Origin of the sequence: Novosphingobium subterraneum (assembly GCF_000807925.1) — a bacterium.
Lineage (GTDB): Bacteria > Pseudomonadota > Alphaproteobacteria > Sphingomonadales > Sphingomonadaceae > Novosphingobium > Novosphingobium subterraneum.
Window position 1 is genome coordinate 115,724 of the sequence record NZ_JRVC01000007.1, and the last position, 14,044, is coordinate 129,767.

At 63.4% G+C, this 14,044-nt stretch carries 11 protein-coding genes; 6 read left to right on the forward strand and 5 right to left on the reverse strand.

Going from position 1 to position 14,044, the window contains the following annotated elements:
• Window positions 1-118 precede the first annotated feature (118 nt).
• From NJ75_RS08835 to NJ75_RS08850, 4 genes are read left to right on the forward strand one after another with little or no spacing between them, the layout of a single operon-like run.
• Entirely contained in the window at window positions 119-2,695 is a 2,577-nt protein-coding gene (locus tag NJ75_RS08835; RefSeq protein ID WP_039333538.1) for a cyclic nucleotide-binding domain-containing protein, read from the forward strand.
• Between the two features lie 4 nt (window positions 2,696-2,699).
• The gene (locus NJ75_RS08840) at window positions 2,700-3,596 is read left to right on the forward strand and encodes a hypothetical protein (protein ID WP_039333540.1); all 897 of its coding nucleotides are present in this window, start codon (window positions 2,700-2,702) and stop codon (window positions 3,594-3,596) included.
• A gap of 7 nt (window positions 3,597-3,603) precedes the next feature.
• On the forward strand, window positions 3,604-5,487 hold the full coding sequence (locus tag NJ75_RS08845) for a cytochrome c3 family protein (protein ID WP_039333541.1): 1,884 nt from the start codon (window positions 3,604-3,606) through the stop codon (window positions 5,485-5,487).
• Between the two features lie 20 nt (window positions 5,488-5,507).
• Window positions 5,508-6,359 carry a phosphodiesterase gene (locus NJ75_RS08850; protein WP_039333542.1) on the forward strand — a complete coding sequence of 284 codons (852 nt, stop codon included), beginning with the start codon at window positions 5,508-5,510 and terminating at the stop codon, window positions 6,357-6,359.
• A 4-nt stretch (window positions 6,360-6,363) separates the two neighbouring features.
• Here the strand turns inward: NJ75_RS08850 and rpoN are convergent, their stop codons facing one another.
• On the reverse strand, window positions 6,364-7,851 hold the full coding sequence (gene rpoN, locus NJ75_RS08855; RefSeq protein WP_039333543.1) for an RNA polymerase factor sigma-54: 1,488 nt from the start codon (window positions 7,849-7,851) through the stop codon (window positions 6,364-6,366).
• A gap of 43 nt (window positions 7,852-7,894) precedes the next feature.
• Window positions 7,895-8,671: an LPS export ABC transporter ATP-binding protein gene (lptB, locus tag NJ75_RS08860; RefSeq protein ID WP_039333545.1), complete on the reverse strand. Its 777-nt coding sequence runs from the start codon at window positions 8,669-8,671 to the stop codon at window positions 7,895-7,897.
• 228 nt (window positions 8,672-8,899) lie between these two features.
• Here lptB and NJ75_RS08865 point away from each other — a divergent pair, with 228 nt between their 5' ends.
• Together NJ75_RS08865 and NJ75_RS08870 are read left to right on the forward strand one after the other, a co-directional pair.
• Window positions 8,900-9,265, forward strand: coding sequence for a hypothetical protein (locus tag NJ75_RS08865; protein WP_039333547.1), 366 nt, complete (start codon window positions 8,900-8,902; stop codon window positions 9,263-9,265).
• A gap of 89 nt (window positions 9,266-9,354) precedes the next feature.
• A complete protein-coding gene (locus NJ75_RS08870) occupies window positions 9,355-10,701 on the forward strand; it encodes a TldD/PmbA family protein (protein ID WP_039333548.1) in 1,347 nt (448 codons plus the stop codon).
• A 62-nt stretch (window positions 10,702-10,763) separates the two neighbouring features.
• Here the strand turns inward: NJ75_RS08870 and ppa are convergent, their stop codons facing one another.
• The 3 genes from ppa to NJ75_RS08885 form a co-directional block, all read right to left on the reverse strand.
• Window positions 10,764-11,300, reverse strand: coding sequence for an inorganic diphosphatase (ppa, locus tag NJ75_RS08875; RefSeq protein ID WP_039333549.1), 537 nt, complete (start codon window positions 11,298-11,300; stop codon window positions 10,764-10,766).
• An 85-nt stretch (window positions 11,301-11,385) separates the two neighbouring features.
• On the reverse strand, window positions 11,386-12,036 hold the full coding sequence (locus tag NJ75_RS08880; RefSeq protein ID WP_156135747.1) for a DUF1345 domain-containing protein: 651 nt from the start codon (window positions 12,034-12,036) through the stop codon (window positions 11,386-11,388).
• Window positions 12,037-12,040: 4 nt separating this feature from the next.
• Window positions 12,041-13,999: a M61 family metallopeptidase gene (locus NJ75_RS08885; RefSeq protein ID WP_039333553.1), complete on the reverse strand. Its 1,959-nt coding sequence runs from the start codon at window positions 13,997-13,999 to the stop codon at window positions 12,041-12,043.
• Window positions 14,000-14,044 lie beyond the last annotated feature (45 nt).

Genomic DNA, 14,044 nt, shown 5'->3' on the forward strand with positions numbered 1-14,044 from the left:
CGGGTGGCAATGCGCGGCGCATCGGCTAATGTCATGCCACAGGGGTCGCAAATCGGTTTTTTGAACAGGCAGGTGCGGGAACAGCGCCGTCGGTTCGCGATGCGGGGGACGCATACCGGTGGGCGAGGTTTTCAAGGTTGCGATCATCGGCTCGGGCCCGGCGGGCATGAGTGCTGCCGGCCGTGCGGCGCAGCTCGGCATGAGCCACGTGCTGCTTGAAAAGACCGATCACCTTTCGGACACGATCTACAAGTACCAGAAAGGCAAGCACGTGATGGCCACGCCATCGCAGCTTGTCCTGCGATCGGATCAGGAGTTCGACGCGGGCAAGAAGGAAGACATCCTCGACAAGTGGAACCGCCGCACCGCTGAGCTCGGCGTGAACGTGAAGTACAATGCCGAGGTGAAATCCATCAAGGGAACCGGCGCCCCGATTCCCGGCTCGGTACAGAAGATTGTCACGAGAGCGCGCGACGGGTCGACCACCACGACCGAGCTCCAGCGCTTCGCACCCCCCTATGCCATCGAGCTGACCAACGGCGAGACGGTCATGGCAGAAACCGTGGTCCTTGCCATCGGCACGCAGGGCAACCCGAACCTCATGCGCTGCCCCGGCGGCGATCTGCCGCATGTGACCTACCAGCTGGACGATCCCTACGCCGTGCTCGACCAGCATATCGTTGTGGTCGGTACCGGTGACGCCGGGATCGAGAACGCGCGTGGCCTCGTCGAGGATCCGGCACAGGGCAACGTCGTCACGGTGCTCAACCGCAGTCCGAAATCGACCAACGTCCGCGAGAGCTTCGCCACCGCCAAGGAGCCCAATGCCAAGGCTCTGGTCGAGGATGACGCGGCAGGCAAGCTGACGATCCGCTACGAGACCGAGACCAAGTCGATCGAGCCCGGCTGGATCACCCTGTCGACCCGCGACGGCGAGGAGCGCATCCGCTGCGACCGCATCATCGCGCGTATCGGTTCGGCGCCACCGCGCGCTTTCGTGGAAGGCTGCGGCATCGAGTTCGCCAGTGCCGACCGCCTCGCCTTCCCGACTCTGTCACCACAGTTCGAATCGACGGCGCCCGGCATTTTCGTGATCGGCGCGCTGGCGGGCTATCCGCTGATCAAGCACTGCATGAACCAGGGCTACGATGTCGTCGAGTTCATCAACGGCAATACCGAACTGAAACCGGCGGACGAGCCACTGCTCGAAGCCAAGTTTGCAGGCTTGCCGGGTAACCGTTCGGTCAATGACTGGCTCGAGTTCCTGCGGACGAATGTCACGATCCTCGATGGCATGACCACGTTGCAGCTGCGCGAATTCATGCTCGATTCGGCCGCGCGCGCCTACGCCAAGGGCGAGACGATCTTCGAGAAGAACGATCCCGGGTCCTCCCTCTTCGCGATTGCCTCGGGCTCGGTTCACGTGCGGCTTGACCCCAACGATCCTACAAAGGTCGTGCCGATTCCCGCCGGCACGATCTTCGGCGAAGTCGGCCTGATTTCCGGGCGCAAGCGTGGCGCCACGATTGTGGCGGCGGAAGACACCATCTGCGTTGAGATCAGCCGCAACGCCGCGCTCAAGCTGCAAAGCCAGGTGCCGACAGCCAAGCGCGCGATAGAGCGCATCTCGACCGAACGTCAGATCCTCCAGATGTTCGGTTCCGGGCTGACGAGCGCCGACATTGCGGAAGTGGTCGAGACCTCGAAGATCCTGCAGGTGCGCGCCGGTGACGCGATCATCCGGGAAGGCGAGGAAGACAAGGACATCTTTGTCATCCGTGTAGGCTCAATGGTCGTGGAAAAGGAAGTTGGCGGCAAGCCGGTGTTCCTGTCCTACCTGCCGGCCGGTTCCTACGTAGGCGAAATGGCGCTGATCGATGGCGGGCGGCGCACGGCAACGGTGCGTGCTGCAATCAAGAGCGAGGTCATCAGAATCGATGGCGAGGCCTTCAGCCGCGTCCTTGCCGCCAAGCCCGCCCTGCTCGAACGCGCGCGCAAGGACATGGAAGTGCGCCGCGCCACGAATGCCTTCATCGAATCCAAGAAGGACAGCTTCTCGGGCGTGGTCGACCTCTATTCCGAACAGGCCAAGTTCCTCGTCAGTCAGGGGTTGGGCGAAGCGACCGACGTCCTGCTGATCGATGAACGGCTCTGCGTCGGCTGTGACAACTGCGAAAAGGCCTGCGCCGACAGTCATGACGGGCTCTCGCGCCTCGATCGCGAGGCAGGCAAGAGCTTTGCTCATCTCCACGTGCCGACATCGTGCCGCCACTGCGAACATCCGCATTGCATGGCGGATTGCCCGCCCAACGCGATCCATCGCGGACCTGATGGCGAGGTGTTCATCAACGATACCTGCATCGGCTGCGGCAACTGTCAGCGTAACTGCCCCTACGGCGTGATCCGCATGGACAAGGTGCCGCCAAAGAAGCCCTCGCTGCTGTCATGGCTGTTCTTCGGCTCGGGCCCGGGGCCGGGCGAGCCACCTTACAAGTGGTCGAAGAAGAACACCAAGTACACTGGCGATCCCGCAGTCGACGAACTGCTCGACCGCAAGAAAGCGATCAAGTGCGACATGTGCGCCGGGATCGAAGGCGGCCCGAGCTGCGTCCGCGCCTGCCCGACCGGCGCTGCCATCCGCGTATCGCCCGACGAATTCCTGACCGTCGCGCGGCTCGAGAACGAGGGGGTCTGAGCCGATGGCATCCGTTGCACCACGCAAGCGTACCGGCGCCACCCGCCAGCGCACATCCACGCACGAGGGCTTTCTTACGCACCGGAACCTGTTCTGGGGCAAGCTTTCGGCCCTGCTGGCGGTCGCTCTGATCGCCCTTTACATCTTCGTGCCGCTTCCGGGCACGCACTTCGGTTCAAGCTGGCTGGGCTATACGCTCGGCACGATCGGTGTGCTGCTGATCTTGTGGCTGACGATGCTCGGCATGCGCAAGCGCGCAATTACCCCGGGGCGCTGGAGCCTGAAGGGATGGACTTCAGCCCATGTCTACCTCGGCCTGTGCCTGACAGTGATCGGTACGCTCCATTCGGGCTTTCACCTTGGCTGGAACGTCCATACTCTGGCCTGGGCGCTGATGCTGATCGTGATCGGATCGGGCATCTTCGGCATCTGGGTCTATGCCACGCTGCCGCAGGCGCTGTCAGCCAACCGCTATGACGAAGAAGGCGCGATCACCGAAAAGCAGATGATCGAAGCGCTGCGCTCGCTTGATCGCCAGATCCACGATGCTGCCCAGCCGCTCGACCCTGAAACGGCGACGCTCGTCGGCAAGAGCCTTGATGAAGATCCGTTCGCTGGCAGTTTCTGGAACCGCATCACCGGCAAATACCCCCGATGCGCCACGCGTAGCACGGCAGCGGAACTGCGGCGGCTGCGGGCCTATCGCCCGCGCATTGCCAACGATCCGCTCGACAAGATCGATGCCCTGCTTACGCGCAAGGAGGCGATGCTCGGTCGAATGCGACGGCACCTGAAGCTGAAATCCTGGCTGCAGGCATGGCTCTACATTCACGTGCCCGTGACATTTGCGCTGATCGCGGCGCTTTCCGCCCATATCGTCAGCGTCTTCTTCTACTGGTGAGCGCAAGATGAGCTTTCTAGTCCGTCAGATCGCGCTCAAGTCCAGTGGCGAGGAGATCGTCCGGCCGTCCACGGTCGAAGGCGATGTTCTCACCATCGGCCGTGATGCCGCATGCGACATCCACCTGCCCGACCTTGCCGTCGATCCGCGCCATGCACAGGTCACGCGCGCCGCGGACGGCAGCCTGATTATCGCCTCGATCGGAGCGCAGCCGTTCGAGGTCAACGGCCGCAGCACGACGCAATGTCCGCTGGATCCGCTGGCGGGCGCGGAACTGACCTTTGGTGGTCACCGCATTGCCGTTTCGGTTGATCCTGAGTCGGGGGCGGCAACCTTCACCGTTCGCCGCGTCGAGGCAGTTTCGGACTCGGCCGAGGACAAGGACATCGCCACCGTCTACACGCTCAAGGGCCTGCTGCCCGGCAAGCGCATGTCGGCGTGGACCTTTGCCATACTGGTCCTGGTTTCGTTCCTCGCCTTCCCGATCTACAGCTACATGACCTACAAGCCGCTGGCGATGCAGGAGAAGGCGCGCCGGCCCGATGGCTTCCATGCCGACCAGACCTGGTCCTCGGGGCCGTTGAGCCTTGCCCACAAGAACCTGGGTGGAGATTGCCAGGCCTGCCACACGCAGGCCTTTGTCGCGGTGACTGACAACGCATGCCTGACCTGCCACACCAAGGACGCGCACGATCACATCGCGGACAAGGGGCGGCTGCTGAAGGCGCGCGGCGAACCATCCGGCATGGCCGCGATCCAGCGTGCGGTGGCCAGTGCCTTCAATCGCCCGGCTGGCAGGTGTGTGGATTGTCACACTGAGCATGAGGGGGCGGGTGCTATGCCGGCCACCCAGCAGAAGTTCTGCGCGGACTGCCACAACGGAATGAAGGGTCGCTTGCCGGACACGAAGATCGCCGATGCCGCCGATTTCGGAACGGCCCATCCCCAGTTCAAGCCGATGATCATCAGCGGCATGAACGGCAGGAAGCCCCTTTTCCAGCGTGCCGGCTGGACGCCGGGGCTGACCGAGAACAACGGCCTGAAATTCACCCATGGCCAGCATCTGTCGAAGACCAACGGCATCGCGCAGATGGTGCGCCGCATGCCAGGACGCTTTGCCGCCGGCGATGCGCTGCAGTGCAAGGATTGCCACAAGGCCGATGCCACCGGCACCCGCTTCAAGCCGGTAGTGATGGAAGATTCCTGCCAGTCCTGCCATTCGTTGAGCTTCGACCAGGTCGGCGGCACCTTCCGAACCTTGCGGCATGGCGAGCCTGAACTGGTGGTCGCCGATCTGCGCGCATTCTATCGTGGCGGCGCTCCGGCGCGTCCGGCCAACCTGTCGGGCCTCGCTCGCCGCGTGCCAGGCGACGCTGCGCTGCGTTCCACTGCGGCCGACTATGCCCGCGCGGTGAGGTTCTATCCGACGCGCGCCGAACAGGCGGTGGCGCAAGTCTTCTCAAATGGCGGCATGTGCTACGATTGCCATACCGTCACGCGCGGCGGTTCTGCGGCAAGCGGGGGCTTTGCCGTCCAGCCGGTCGCACAGAACGATCGCTATTACCACAAGGGCTGGTTCGACCATAAGCCGCACAGCAAGAGCGATTGCGCCGATTGCCACGTCAATGCCGCTACTTCGAACAAGGCGAGCGATCTGCTCGTCCCTGGGATTGACGGGAAGGGCGGCTGCCGTTCCTGCCATGTCGGCGGCGAGGGAGCGAAGCTTGCATCCGTATCCGTGAAAGACCCGGTCGATTCCTCCTGCGCCATGTGCCACTCCTACCACATGGATGCGGGCGCTCCCTGGGCGCCCAAGAAGGACCGCAAGAAGGACGTGGCGCAAACCGTGGCCGTGGCTGAAAGGCCCCGTTTCCCGGTGAAGCTGCGCTAGCGCGCCGGAACGGGGGGAAGATGCTGATCGCACAGGTCACCGATATTCACCTGGGGTTCGAGCCTGACTCGCCCGGTGAATTCAACCGGCAGCGGCTTGACCGCGTGCTGGGGGAGCTGGCCGCGATGCAGCCGCGCCCGGATTTGCTGCTGGCGACCGGTGACCTGATCGATCGCGGCGACAAGGCCAGCTACGAACGCTTGCGCGAAGCCTTCTCGGGCCTGCCATTCCCGGTCCACTATGCGCTTGGCAACCATGATGAGCGTGCCACTTTCCGCGAGGTTTTCCCCGAGATCACCTTTGACGGTGGCTTTCTCCAATATGTCGTGGAAGCCGGACCGCTACGCCTGATCGTGCTCGATACGCTCGAGGAAGGTCGCCACGGTGGAGCCTTCTGCGAGGCTCGGGCCGATTGGCTCAGAGCGCGGCTCGACGAGGCGCCAGAGGCGCGCACGCTGATCGTCCAGCACCACCCCCCGGTGGAGGTCGGCATTCCCTGGATGAACACCGATCCTGCCGAACCATGGGTCGAACGACTGGCGGCATGCCTGCGCGGCAGAAGCAACATCATCGGTATCGTCTGTGGCCATATCCATCGCGCCATCAGCACGGCATGGGAGGGCACGATTGTCGCCACATGCCCGTCGACGGCGCCGCAAGTCGCGCTGGACCTGCGCCCGATCGATCCAGATTGCCCGGATGAGCGCAACCTGATCATTGCCGATCCACCGGGTTATGCGCTGCACTGGTTCAACGGCCGTGAACTGGTGACGCACTGGGACACGGCAGAGGACCATCAGGTTCTCGCGCGCTATGATGCCAACCTGCAGGGCATGATCCAGCACATGCTGGCCGAGCGTCCCGGCGCTTGAGCGCCTAGCGGACCGCCGCCAGCGCTTTCTGGCGCCGCCGTTGCACCGAACTGCCGAGCCCAATTGCCTCGCGATACTTCGCCACGGTGCGCCTGGCGAGGTCGAAACCCTTGGCTTTCAAGAGATCGACAAGGGCATCGTCCGAAAGGATCGCCTTGGGATCTTCGGCATCGATCAATTGCCGGATCGCGGCCTTGACCGCTTCGGCCGAAGCGCCTTCGCCGTCCGAAGAGCCTACGCCGGATGTGAAGAAATACTTCAGCTCGAATGTGCCACGCTCGCAATGCAGGTACTTGTTCGAGGTGACGCGGCTGACAGTCGATTCATGCATCGAGATCGCTTCGGCCACGGTCTTGAGCGTGAGCGGGCGCAAGTGCGCAACGCCATGCCGGAAGAAGCCGTCCTGTTGCTTTACCAGTTCCGATGCCACCTTGAGGATCGTCTTCTGACGCTGGTCGAGCGCTTTCAGCAGCCAGTTGGCGTCCGCCAGCTTGTCGCCCAACCAAGCCTTGGCGTCCTTGCTGATGCAGGCCCCTCGCATCTCGACATAGTAGCTGCGGTTGACGACCAGGCGCGGCAGGGTCGCCTGGTTGAGCGCGATGTTCCACCCGTCCCTTGTCGCGCGCACCAGGATGTCCGGCACGACGGCTTCTGCAGCGCCACCACCGAAGCGCAGGCCGGGACGGGGATCGTAGCTGCGCAACTCGGCCAGCATGTCGGCGAAATCTTCGTCATCGACCTGGCACAACCGCTTGAGCCGCGCGATCTCGCCGCGCGCGACGAGGTCCAGGTTGTCTATCAGCCGGGCCATGCAGGGATCGTAGCGATCGGCCTCCTTGGCTTGCAGCGCGATGCACTCGGCAAGGTTGCGCGCGCCGACGCCAGTGGGGTCGAGCGTCTGCACCAGCGTCAATGCGCGTTCGACGACGACGAGTGAAAGCCCGAGCGCTTCGGCAATTTCGCCAAGTGGAATGCCGATGTAGCCTGCCTCGTCCAGCTGATCGATCAGCCAGCGTGCGACGAACAGCATTTGCGGGTCCGAAGTGATCGCGCCAATCTGTGCATGCAGATGCTCGGCCAGCGTCTGCTCGAAGCGGCCATGCTCGTCGATATCCGGGCCTTCGCCGCCTGCCGATAAGTCGCGCGAGGAGGAAAGCTCGAATGCGCCAGCATCGCCAGTGTCGCGGTCGCGGTCGAGCGCGGAGACGTCGATGTCGAGAGGTCGATCTTCCTCGACCCGACCTTCAGAGACCAGCTGGTCAACCGGCGAGGATTCCAGATGCGTCCGCCGCAGCTCCTCGGGCAGGGTCTCCACCGGTTCTGTTGGAGAAGGCTCGCCAATCTCCAACAGCGGATTGGCTTCGAGCGCCTCGCCGATGAAGGTTTCCACCTCGAGGTTCGATAACGCCAGCAGCTTGATCGCCTGCTGGAGTTGCGGCGTCATCACCAGCGACTGGGTCTGCCTGATGTCCAGCCGAGGCCCGAGCGCCATCTCTCAGACTCCCCCCGAGTCCCGCATCAGTTGCGGCTCTGTCTCACAGGGTGAAACCCTCGCCCAGATAGAGCCTGCGGACGTTGGCGTCGGCAACAAGCGCTTCGGGGCTGCCTGCAAAAAGTACCTGCCCGCCGTAGATGATACAGGCGCGATCCACGATATCGAGTGTTTCGCGCACGTTGTGGTCGGTGATCAGGACGCCGATACCGCGCCCCTTGAGGTCCTTTACCAGATGGCGGATGTCGCTGATCGAAAGCGGGTCAATCCCGGCGAAGGGCTCGTCCAGCAGGATGATCGACGGGCGCGCCGCCAAGGCGCGGGCGATCTCGCAGCGCCTGCGCTCCCCGCCTGAAAGCGCCATGGCCGGGCTGGAGCGCAGCCGGGTCAGCCCGAATTCGTCGAGCAGACGTTCAAGCTCGGAGTCGCGGGTCGCCTTGTCCGGCTCGATCAGTTCGAGCACGGTTGAAATGTTCTGCTCGACAGTCATGCCGCGGAAAATCGAGGTTTCCTGCGGCAGGTACCCGAGGCCGAGGATTGAGCGCCGGTACATCGGCAGCTTGGTGATATCGACACCATCGAGCAGGATGCGGCCCGAATCAGGGCGCACGAGACCCATGATCGAATAGAAGCAGGTGGTCTTTCCCGCGCCGTTGGGGCCCAGCAGGCCCAGCACCTCGCCCTTGCCAACGGAAAGGGAGATGTCGGTGAGAACCGCGCGCTTGTCATAGGATTTGGCGATCGACACGACTTCGAGCCCGCCCTGCGGGATCGGCGGGGCGGCATTCGCGGGTGCGGCAGTCTTTTCGATCACGGTCATCGCTTCGGCTCTGCAGTTTCAGGCGCTTGGTCCTTCCATTAACGCCTCATCGCGATGCGGCAAACCCCGCGCCGCGCATTTGGCAGGATTTATGCATGGTCTGCCTTGTCGAGACGTGAACGCGCAAGTCGTGCCTCGGCGGAACACTCCAGATTGGAATTGATCTTGCAGGTTCGCCTGCCGCATGATCTACTGCTTTCGGAGCAGGGTAGCACAAGGAACGGAGCCATGAACAAGGCCCTCCATTCGCATGCGGCAAAGTCCGCGGCGATCGACTGGCGCAAGAAGATGAGCAACAATGTTGCCTACGGGCTGCTGGTCTACACCGCGTTGCAGATCTTCGTCACCATGCACGAGCTGCAGGACCAGAGCGCCTCGATCCTTCCAGTCTTCGTGCTGGTGGTGCTGGTTGCGGCCATCATCCCGCTGTTCCGCCATTTCGAGCGCCGCTGGGAGCATCTGAGCGACGACCAGGCGCATGACATGGCGTTCGCCGCGGCATTCAAGCGAGACCAGATCAGGGTCTGGGCGCTTGCGGCGCTGTTGCCATTCCTGATTACTGGCGTCTTCAAGGCGCTTGCCGCATTCTTCTGAACCGAAGTCGGCTTCCTGACCTATAGATTGCCCCCGCCCGTTGAGGGCGCTAGACCCCGCAGCCTTCCCGCTTGCGAAAAGGTCTGTTCATGCTGTCACCCGCCGAAGCCCAGGAGCGCTGCGAAGCGCTGATCGCGCGTGCGCGCCGTGCCGGGGCCGATGCGGGCGATGCCGTCTACCTTGGCAACTCTTCGGAATCGGTCTCGGTCCGTCTTGGCGCGCTCGAGGATGTGGAACGGTCCGAGTCCGAGAACATCGGCCTGCGCGTCTTTGTCGGCGGAGCATCGGCCTCGATCGGCTCAACCGATCTAGGCGACGCTGCGCTCGATGAACTGGCCAGCCGGGCCGTTGCCATGGCAAGGCTCGCTCCGGCAGACCCGTTTGCAGGTCTCGCCCCCGAAGAACTCTTGCTGCAGGGTCTCGCCCCCGACCTCGATCTTGATGACGGGACCGAACCCAGCCCCGCAGACCTTCGCCGCCTCGCTGAAGAAGCCGAAGAAGCCGCCCGCGCCATCCCCGGGGTGACCAACAGCGAGGGCGGCGGGGCCAGCGCTGGCCGCGGGCTGTTCGCACTGGCCACCAGCCACGGCTTCTCCGGTGCCTATGCCGCCTCCAGCCACAGCATCTCGGCAAGTGTCGTCGCTGGCGAAGGCGGCAACATGCAGCGCGACTACTCCTGGCGCAGCACCCGCTATGCCGCGGACCTCAAAGGCCCTGCCGACATCGGTCGCGAAGCGGGTGAGAGGGCCGTACGCCGCCTGAATCCAGGACGGGTCAAGTCCGGCCCGATGCCGGTCGTGTTCGACCCGCGCGTCGCCAATTCGTTGGTCGGCCATCTGCTGGGAGCAATGAGCGGAGCCTCGATTGCCCGTCGCGCCAGCTTCCTGCTCGATCGCGATGGCCAGAAGTTGTTCGACAGTGCGATCACCATCTCGGACAATCCGCTGGCGCTACGCGGTATGCGCTCGCGCCCGTTCGATGGCGAAGGACTGCCCACCGCACCGCGCAAGCTGATCGATGCAGGGCGACTGACCGGCTGGCTCATGGATTCGGCCGCAGCACGCCAGCTGGGTGCAATGCCGACCGGCCATGCCTCGCGCGGGTCTTCGGGCGCGCCGCACGTGACGTCCAGCAATGTCGTGCTAGAAGCCGGCACCGTCACGCCAGCCCAGCTGATGGCCGACATTGCCGATGGCGTTTATGTTACCGAACTGATCGGGCAGGGCGTCAACGGCGTAACTGGCGACTACAGCCGTGGGGCTTCGGGCTTCCGCATCGTGAATGGCGAACTGGCGGGGCCAATTGCAGAATTTACGGTGGCGGGGAATCTCATCGATATGTTCGCTGCATTGACTGCAGCTGACGACCTCGACGTTTACCGCGGCATCGATACGCCAACCCTGCGTATCGACGGCATGAGCGTGGCGGGCGATTGAAAAGAGAGAGGGCGCAAGGTCGGCAGACCCCTCGCCCTCCATCTTGCGCAAGCTTGTAAAGCTCAGCCCTTGGCCGACTTTGCGCGTTCGATCGCTTCGATCGTGATGCGCCTTGCATCATCGGCACCACCCCAGGTGCCAACGCGTACCCACTTGTCCTTTTCCAGGTCCTTGTAGTGGGTGAAGAAGTGCTCGATCTGCTGCATGACGATCTCGGGCAGATCTTCGCGTTCCTTCACGTCCGAATAGTACGGGAAGGTTGAATCGACCGGAACGCAAACCAGCTTTTCGTCGCCGCCATGTTCGTCCTCGAGGTTGAGTACGGCGATTGGACGGGCGCGGACGACGGAGCCGGCGAGGAACGGCGAGCGCGCGATCACCAGTGCGTCGAGCGGATCGCCATCGGGTGAAAGGGTGTGCGGCACGAAGCCGTAATTGGCAGGATAGCGCATCGGCGTGTGCAGGATGCGGTCGACGAACAACGCGCCCGATGCCTTGTCGAATTCGTACTTGACCGGCTCGCCGCCGACGGGAACCTCGATGATGACGTTGAGGCTTTCCGGCGGATTGTCACCGGTGGGAATCATGTCGATGCGCATCTTTGGCCCTGTTCATTGGGTGGAGAGAATGCGCCGCCACTAGCGAAGCCGCTTTTGCACCGCAACAAGACTTATGGCGAAACCCCTATCCTAGGGCGTTTATGGTGAAGGCAATCACGCCGATGTTGAACACGAACGCCGCGAAGGAGTGCAGCGTGGCAATGCGGCGCACCGTCTTGCTGGTGATCTCGGTGTCCGATGTCTGGAAAGTCATGCCGAGCGTGAAGCTGAAATAGGCGAAGTCCAGGTAGTCGGGCGTCTTCGTGCCCGGAAAGTCGATCCCACCGGCGTCCTTGCCATCGCGGCTGGTGTAGAACAGGTGCGCATAGTGCAGGGCATAGACCGAGTTGGCGAACAGCCAGGTCAGCAGCAGCGTGCCGACGAGCTTGACCATGGCCAACCGGTCTCCGCCCGAGGCGCGTGGCAGCTCGCCGGAAATGGCGGCAAGGACCACCATGGTCACGATCGTGGTGATCGCCAGCACGAGCACACGATTGGCATCGTTCGCCGTGGCGTGGGCGCGCATCTGCGTTACGTCGCTGTCCCGCAGCAGCGGCAGCAAGGAAAGCAGGAAGACGCCTGCTGCAAGATCGAAACTCAATGCTGCCGCGTCGGCAATCTGGTTTGCGCCGGGGATCTGCAAGTAGCCGCAGAAAGCGGCCAGGAGCAGCACAAGAAACAGGACGAAGCGCGGCGGCGCCAGCCGGTTGCCCAGCGTGACGCCGCCACGGCTCACAGGCTTACTTCTTCTTCGCCGCAGCCGCGCCCGGACGCTTCGGCGTCAGCAGCAGGTCGAGGCCGGTGGGTGCCTTGCCCGGTGCAACACGTTCGAGCCAAGGGTAGCGCAGGCCATCCTTGTAATCGATCTTCACCGTTTCGAACCGGTTGCCGCGCTTGACGAGCAGTTCGAGGGGCTGACCCTTTTCGCCCTTTGCCGCAGTGACCGCCTTTTTCATGTCATCAGCGCTGTAGGCCGTGCCATTGATTGCCATGATCTGCGTGCCGGTCACGATGCCGGCGTTGAACGCCGGACTGTCCCAGCGGGTGCCGGTAACCTTGCCGTCCTTGTCAAGCGAGATGCCGACCGAGTTGGCAAGGCTCAGGCCCTTCCCGAAGTCCATTGCGGCCTTCATGTAGGGGTTCGGCTCCTCCTTCCAGACAAGCTTGTAGCCCCCCTTCTCGATTCCGTTCAGCGGCGCGGGCTGGCCCGGCTGATTGATGCGGGTGTCGATCAGCTTGGCCCAGTCATAGGGGTAGAGCGCGTTCAGCTTGGTCACGATCTCGTCCACCTCGAACGGGATCTGGCCATAGTCGCCCGGATTCATGCCGAAGAACGCCTTGGCGAAATCGTCGATCGACTTCTTGCCGCCGGTGCCTTCGCGCAGGATCTGGTCGATCTCGAGCCAGACCAGCGCGCCTTCGGTGTAGTAGTCTTCATTGCGGGCGAGCGAGGAGTAAGGCTTGGGCTTGCGCGAGGCGAAGACGGGATCGAAGCCTGTATCCTCGACCGAACGCCAGTCACGGCCCGGCTGCTGTGTGAAGCCGCCGGCCCACGCTGCCAGCATGCCGAGCACCGTATCCTTGCCCTGCATGCCCGAACGCGCGGCAAGCACGGCCCCCCAGAACTGGTCCTGGCCTTCGTAGGTCCACAGCAGGTCACCCTGCATCGGCTGACGATAATCGGGCGTCCACAGGCGCGCCGGGCGGCGGAACTTGCCCGACCACGAGTGTGCATATTCGTGCGGCAGCAGGTTGCGGTCCCATTCCTGCTTGGCCCACTCCGTAAAGGCTTCCGGCTCCAGCTGGTTCTCGCTTGACCGGTGATGCTCGAGGCCGATGCCGCCGATCTTGTCGGACAGGGCGAGCAGGAACTCGTAATGGTCAAAGTGGTTGGCGCCGAATGCCAGCTTCGCTTCCTGCACCAGGGCGCTGTGGGCAGCAATGTGTTCCGGCTTGGCTTCGAGCTGCTCAGGCTTGTCGGCCACGACGTTGAGCGTGACGTTCTGCCCGAGGTCCCACTTCTTGAAGTACTTGCCGGCGAAGATCGGCGAATCGACCAGCGTCTCGTAGTCGGTTTCGGCCCAGGTCACGCGGTTGCCGCTCATGCTCATTCCGTCGAGAGCGGTGGCGGGCGTCCAGCCTTGCGGCAGGGTTACGGTGGGCTTCACACGGATGCGGCGCACGTAGTGGCCTGCCGGATAAAGGCTCATCTTCTCCCACTGCAGGTTGAGCATCTCGGGCGTCATCGTGATGCGCCCTTCGGCGCTTTGCAGCGGCGAGGTGTGGATCAGCTTGGCGACGACTTCCTTGGCGCCGGCCGGCAGCATGACGTGGAAGGCATAGACCTCGACCCGGTCACGCTTCCATTCTACCGGCTTGCCATCGACGAAGAACTGCACGCCGACCAGTTCGGCCAAGGGACCGCGCGGGCCATGGTTGCCGGGCAGCCACTGCGGGTAGAGCAGGATCACTTCCTTCGCGCCCGAGGCAACGGGGATCGTCTGCGTGACCTTGTAGGCACCGCGCGCCACGTCGCTCGCGTCGATATCGAGCATCATTACGCCGGGGTAGGCCACATCCTGTGCGTCCGGCACGGTCTGCTGGATCGGCACGGCCATGGGCGCAGAATTTGCCGCAAGCGCCTGAGTTGATACGGAAAGGGCGAGGAGGAGCGGGGCTGCCGCGAGCGTCGTCTTCATGGACCGGTTAATGGCGCGAAGCCGTCACATTCGCAACCATTGTCG

Bases quoted from the DNA above. Each gene is read 5' to 3' on its own strand.
- NJ75_RS08840 (WP_039333540.1), top strand. From the start codon at position 2,700: ATGGCATCCGTTGCACCACGCAAGCGTACCGGCGCCACCCGCCAGCGC.
- NJ75_RS08845 (WP_039333541.1), top strand. From the start codon at position 3,604: ATGAGCTTTCTAGTCCGTCAGATCGCGCTCAAGTCCAGTGGCGAGGAG.
- NJ75_RS08850 (WP_039333542.1), top strand. From the start codon at position 5,508: ATGCTGATCGCACAGGTCACCGATATTCACCTGGGGTTCGAGCCTGAC.
- rpoN (WP_039333543.1), bottom strand. From the start codon at position 7,851: ATGGCGCTCGGGCCTCGGCTGGACATCAGGCAGACCCAGTCGCTGGTG.
- lptB (WP_039333545.1), bottom strand. From the start codon at position 8,671: ATGACCGTGATCGAAAAGACTGCCGCACCCGCGAATGCCGCCCCGCCG.
- NJ75_RS08865 (WP_039333547.1), top strand. From the start codon at position 8,900: ATGAACAAGGCCCTCCATTCGCATGCGGCAAAGTCCGCGGCGATCGAC.
- NJ75_RS08870 (WP_039333548.1), top strand. From the start codon at position 9,355: ATGCTGTCACCCGCCGAAGCCCAGGAGCGCTGCGAAGCGCTGATCGCG.
- ppa (WP_039333549.1), bottom strand. From the start codon at position 11,300: ATGCGCATCGACATGATTCCCACCGGTGACAATCCGCCGGAAAGCCTC.
- NJ75_RS08885 (WP_039333553.1), bottom strand. From the start codon at position 13,999: ATGAAGACGACGCTCGCGGCAGCCCCGCTCCTCCTCGCCCTTTCCGTA.